The following is a 2,073-nucleotide window of genomic DNA, read 5'->3' on the forward strand; positions in this document are numbered from 1 at the left end:
ACCCACAGCATGGCCGCCAGCCCGGCGAGCAGGCCGGAGAGCAGGAAGGCGGTGGCGATGATGCGGCTGGCCGGAATGCCCATCAGGCGCACGACGTCGAAATCCTCCGCTGCGGCACGCATCGCCGTCCCGGTCACCGAGCGGCGCAGGAAGACTTCCAGCGCAATCAGCGCCAGTGCGGAGACGACGATGGAGATGCTGGGACCGACGCCGATGGTGAAATCGCCGAAGGAGAAAGCGCCGGTCATCCAGCCAGGCATGGCGACAGCCTGCGGCCGCGCCGAAATGCCGTTCTGGAAGACGACCTTCAGCAGGCTGGAGACAGCGAAGCTGGTCAGCAACAGACTGGTGACGCTGGCGCCGCGCATCGGCCTGAACGCGATGCGCTCCATGGCGACAGCGGCGAGCGCGCCGCAGGACACGGCGACAAGCACCGCCACCGGGAACGGAAAGCCAAGCACCAGCGAGGCCAGCAGCGCATAGCCCGACAGCGTCATCAGTTCGCCATGGGCGAAGTTGATCAGGCCGACGATGGAAAAGACGATCGCCAGCCCGAGCGCCAGCAGCGCATAGACGCCGCCGAGGCTCACCGCATTGATGATCTGCTGCGCGATCATGCTTCTTAAGCTCCTAGATAGGCCTGGCGGACGAGGTCCGAAGAGGCGAGTTCTTTTGCCCTGCCCGACAGCACCACTTCGCCATTGGCGAGCACGACGGCGCGGTCGGCGATTTCGAGCGCCAGCGCCACATTCTGTTCGACCAGAAGGATGGTCAGGCCCTTGCGGCGCAGTTCGGCGATCAGGTCGAAGACGGTGTCGATCAGTTGCGGGGCAAGGCCGAGCGAGGGCTCGTCGAGCAGGATCATGCGCGGCTTGCCCATCAGCGCGCGGGCGATGGCCAGCATCTGCTGTTCGCCGCCCGACAGATTGCCGCCCTTGACGCGGTGGTAGCGGCGCAGGATCGGGAACAGCTCCAGCATCTCCTCTTCGCGCAGCCGCGCCTCGGCCGCCGGCTGATGCACCGCGCCGCCGAGACGCAGATTGTCGGCCACCGTCAGGCTGGCGAAGATGCGGCGGCCTTCCGGAACCAGCGCGACGCCCTTGCGGGCGATCGCCTCCGGCGCCAGGCCGGTGATGTCGACACCGTCGAAGACCACCTTGCCCGATGCCGCCGGCACCAGCCCGGCGACGGCGCCGAGCGTCGCGCTCTTGCCGGCACCGTTGGCGCCGACCAGGGCGATGATCTCGCCGCTGTCGACGGCGAGGTCGACGCGGCGCACCGCCTCGACCTCGCCGTACCGGATTTTCAGGGCTTCGACGCTCAGCATGACATCACGGCGCCGGAACGTCGGCGGCTTCGGGGATCAGGGTCTCGACATGCTTGCCTTCGCCGCCCTCGTAGCGCATCAGCGCCACTGGCCGCAGCGGCATGCGGTCGGTGCCGGCATAGGTGATCTTGCCGGTGATGCCCTCGAAATCCTTGAGGCCGGCGATGGCGTCGCGGATCGCCTTCGGGTCGTCGGAGCCGGCCGTCTTGACCGCCTGGTCGAGGATCAGGCCGATCTCGTAGCCATTGACCTCATAGGTCGATTCCGGCGCATGGCCGGCATATTTGGTGAAGGCGGCGTTGAAGGCTTCGAGCTTGCTGCCCGGCTCGGCATAGCCGGCCGCGGTGTAGACGACGCCGTCGACCAATTTGCCGAGCGCCTTGATGGTCGGCGTACCGATGGCATCGGCTCCATAGACCGGGATGGTGACGCCGGCGCCGCGCAATTGCTGGATGAAGGCTGGGAAATCGGGCTCATAGGCCGCCGTCATGATCAGGTCGGGCTTATCGGCCAAGCCCTTGATGTTGGTGATCTCGGCGGAAAAGTCGGGCTGGCCCATGCTGAAAGTGCCGCGGCCGACAATGGTGCCGCCCTTCTTCTCGAACACCTTGCCGAAATATTCCGGCAGATTGGCGGTGTAGGTGGAGTCCGGCGAGGTCAGCAGGAACACCTTCTTCTTGCCTTCGGAGACGGCGAAGTCGGCAACCGCCGTCGCCTGTACATTGTCGGCGGGATAGGTGCCGAGC

General features: G+C 66.3%; 3 protein-coding genes. All 3 read right to left on the reverse strand.

Translation table 11 applies throughout. From position 1 onward, the window contains the following. On the reverse strand, nt 1-617 hold a 617-nt coding region (locus EOA22_RS31580), incomplete at its 3' end, for a branched-chain amino acid ABC transporter permease (RefSeq protein WP_164756108.1). A 5-nt stretch (nt 618-622) separates the two neighbouring features. Continuing rightward, nucleotides 623-1,327: an ABC transporter ATP-binding protein gene (locus tag EOA22_RS31585; protein ID WP_127390508.1), complete on the reverse strand. Its 705-nt coding sequence runs from the start codon at nt 1,325-1,327 to the stop codon at nt 623-625. A gap of 4 nt (nt 1,328-1,331) precedes the next feature. Continuing rightward, nucleotides 1,332-2,073, reverse strand: a 742-nt coding sequence (locus tag EOA22_RS31590) for an ABC transporter substrate-binding protein (RefSeq protein WP_164756109.1), incomplete at its 5' end; no start/stop codon positions are given.

This window comes from Mesorhizobium sp. M7A.F.Ca.US.014.04.1.1 (genome assembly GCF_003998745.1).
GTDB classification, from domain to species: Bacteria; Pseudomonadota; Alphaproteobacteria; order Rhizobiales; family Rhizobiaceae; genus Mesorhizobium; species Mesorhizobium ciceri.

Excerpts from the sequence above, each read along its gene's own strand:
- EOA22_RS31585 (WP_127390508.1), bottom strand. The coding sequence starts at position 1,327 with ATGCTGAGCGTCGAAGCCCTGAAAATCCGGTACGGCGAGGTCGAGGCG.